This window comes from Thermotalea metallivorans, assembly GCF_001562415.1.
GTDB lineage: Bacteria > Bacillota > Clostridia > Peptostreptococcales > Thermotaleaceae > Thermotalea > Thermotalea metallivorans.
Genome location: NZ_LOEE01000063.1, coordinates 1 through 2336 on the forward strand (window position 1 = coordinate 1; position 2336 = coordinate 2336).

Genomic DNA, 2336 nt, shown 5'->3' on the forward strand with positions numbered 1-2336 from the left:
CCACACACATCCAGTGACAATGGCGAAGGGGATACACCTGTTCCCATACCGAACACAGAAGTTAAGCCCTTCAGCGCTGATGGTACTGAGGTGGAGACGCCTTGGGAGAGTAGGTCGTTGCTGGATAAGATTCCAGAGTAGCTCAATGGTGGAGCACCCGGCTGTTAACCGGTAGGTTGTGGGTTCGAGTCCCACCTCTGGAGCCAATAAAATTGCATGTGCCGGGGTGGCGGAACTGGCAGACGCACAGGACTTAAAATCCTGCGGTCCTTCAAGACCGTACCGGTTCGATTCCGGTCCCCGGCACCAAAAGAACATCGCGGAGTGGAGCAGTTGGCAGCTCGTCGGGCTCATAACCCGAAGGTCGCAGGTTCAAATCCTGCCTCCGCAACCATTTCAAATATGGCGGCGTAGCTTAGCTGGCTAGAGCGTCCGGTTCATACCCGGAAGGTCGGTGGTTCGAGTCCACTCGCCGCTACCATATTGGAACAAAAGAATTATGGCCCATTGGTCAAGCGGTCAAGACACCGCCCTTTCACGGCGGTAACCCGGGTTCGATTCCCGGATGGGTCACCAATCTAGAAGCAAGAGGCGAGAAGCGAGAGGCGGGAGAAAGAAAAAGATCTTATCCTGCTTCTGGCATCACGCACTTGGCATCTAAATAGGGGCGCATAGCTCAGCTGGGAGAGCACCTGCCTTACAAGCAGGGGGTCATAGGTTCGATCCCTATTGCGCCCACCATTTTTCAAGGTTAAAGGCTTGGGTTGAAGGTTCATAGGGCCGGTATCGAGAGTCCTGTAGAAAGACTATGAGGAAGCTCTGATAACCAGGGACTATAAGCCAATAACCGTGTGGCCCGGTAGTTCAGTTGGTTAGAATGCCAGCCTGTCACGCTGGAGGTCGAGGGTTCGAGCCCCTTCCGGGTCGCCAATTTTTTAAACAAAATGACAGAGAGGTAAGTTTCAGCTTAAAAAGGAAAGCTAACTACAGCCTCAAACTCAACTTTAACCTCTGTGTGCTGGCGTGGCTCAACGGTAGAGCAGCTGACTTGTAATCAGCAGGTTGGGGGTTCGATTCCCTTCGCCAGCTCCAAGATTATGGAGGGATTCCCGAGTGGCCAAAGGGGGCGGACTGTAAATCCGTTAGCTCAGCTTTCGGTGGTTCGAATCCACCTCCCTCCACCAACCATGCGGAAGTGGCTCAGTGGTAGAGCATCGCCTTGCCAAGGCGAGGGTCGCGGGTTCAAATCCCGTCTTCCGCTCCAGTTTTTTTATGATGCGGATGTAGTTTAATGGTAGAACTTCAGCCTTCCAAGCTGATCGCGAGGGTTCGATTCCCTTCATCCGCTCCAAAATATATGGTGGATGTAGTCAAGCGGTTAAGACACAGGATTGTGGCTCCTGCATGCGTGGGTTCGAATCCCATCATCCACCCCATTTCATTAAAAAACGTTGGGGTATCGCCAAGTCGGTAAGGCACCAGACTTTGACTCTGGCATTCGTTGGTTCGAGTCCAGCTACCCCAGCCATTTTTATGACCCATTAGCTCAGCAGGTAGAGCACTTGACTTTTAATCAAGGTGTCCCGCGTTCGAGCCGCGGATGGGTCACCATTTTATGGCGGCATAGCCAAGTGGTAAGGCAGAGGTCTGCAAAACCTTTATTCCCCAGTTCAAATCTGGGTGCCGCCTCCATTTTTTATATTATGCGCCCATAGCTCAGTTGGATAGAGTGTCTGACTACGAATCAGAAGGTCGGGAGTTCGAATCTCTCTGGGCGCACCAAATGAAGACCTTGTACAAATAAGATGCAGGGTTTTTCTGTAATTTTGTGTGAAGCTAATATGGAGGCGTTAAGAACAATAATCTCTATAGTTTGTTATGCATCTATACTCTAGGAGTACAAAGAAAAAAATGCTCATATTGTCAAGGAAGATAATAGGGCAGAGGGCAAAGGATTGAAATCAAGCTTAATTCTTTCTGTTTTTTTAGCATATACTTTTTCTAAGAAATTATTTCATATTATTCAAATTCTATCGTCTGTGTTTTTGCTTGTGTCTTATGAAATCCTATCTTTTTTCCAAGGGGGAAGGGATAAGGGACAGGAAAAATTACCAGTTGATTTTGCATAAAAAACATAGTAATATATTTTCTGTTGTTGTCTCGAGAGACAATGTAAAAAATACCAACAAAAAAGTGATTGACATGATGCTAAAAAAGTGGTATAGTATTAAGAGTCGGCGGTCAACGCTGACGACAGAATTGGTCTTTGAAAACTACACAGTGTAAGAGGAAAGCCAGCAAGCAAAGAGAAGGAAGAATTTGATTTGAGAGTTTGA

Annotated in this window: 16 tRNA genes and 1 rRNA gene; all 17 read left to right on the forward strand. The window is 47.9% G+C overall.

Annotation, left to right across the window (positions count from 1 at the left end):
• Positions 1 to 9: 9 nt before the first annotated feature.
• Positions 10 to 126 (forward strand): 5S ribosomal RNA (gene rrf / locus AN619_RS12840).
• 5 nt (positions 127 to 131) lie between these two features.
• A tRNA-Asn gene (locus AN619_RS12845) sits at positions 132 to 206 on the forward strand.
• Between the two features lie 14 nt (positions 207 to 220).
• Positions 221 to 309: transfer RNA gene (locus tag AN619_RS12850), tRNA-Leu, on the forward strand.
• Positions 310 to 318: 9 nt separating this feature from the next.
• Positions 319 to 394: transfer RNA gene (locus AN619_RS12855), tRNA-Met, on the forward strand.
• Between the two features lie 10 nt (positions 395 to 404).
• Positions 405 to 481: transfer RNA gene (locus AN619_RS12860), tRNA-Met, on the forward strand.
• A 20-nt stretch (positions 482 to 501) separates the two neighbouring features.
• Positions 502 to 576 (forward strand) — tRNA-Glu (locus AN619_RS12865).
• Positions 577 to 665: 89 nt separating this feature from the next.
• Positions 666 to 741: transfer RNA gene (locus AN619_RS12870), tRNA-Val, on the forward strand.
• Between the two features lie 112 nt (positions 742 to 853).
• Positions 854 to 930: transfer RNA gene (locus AN619_RS12875), tRNA-Asp, on the forward strand.
• An 87-nt stretch (positions 931 to 1017) separates the two neighbouring features.
• Positions 1018 to 1092, forward strand: a tRNA-Thr gene (locus tag AN619_RS12880).
• Positions 1093 to 1099: 7 nt separating this feature from the next.
• Positions 1100 to 1184: transfer RNA gene (locus tag AN619_RS12885), tRNA-Tyr, on the forward strand.
• A gap of 5 nt (positions 1185 to 1189) precedes the next feature.
• Positions 1190 to 1264 (forward strand) — tRNA-Gly (locus AN619_RS12890).
• 13 nt (positions 1265 to 1277) lie between these two features.
• Positions 1278 to 1351 (forward strand) — tRNA-Gly (locus tag AN619_RS12895).
• Positions 1352 to 1360: 9 nt separating this feature from the next.
• A tRNA-His gene (locus tag AN619_RS12900) sits at positions 1361 to 1436 on the forward strand.
• Between the two features lie 16 nt (positions 1437 to 1452).
• Positions 1453 to 1528, forward strand: a tRNA-Gln gene (locus tag AN619_RS12905).
• A 7-nt stretch (positions 1529 to 1535) separates the two neighbouring features.
• A tRNA-Lys gene (locus AN619_RS12910) sits at positions 1536 to 1611 on the forward strand.
• Between the two features lie 6 nt (positions 1612 to 1617).
• A tRNA-Cys gene (locus AN619_RS12915) sits at positions 1618 to 1692 on the forward strand.
• 13 nt (positions 1693 to 1705) lie between these two features.
• Positions 1706 to 1782, forward strand: a tRNA-Arg gene (locus AN619_RS12920).
• Positions 1783 to 2336: the final 554 nt, after the last annotated feature.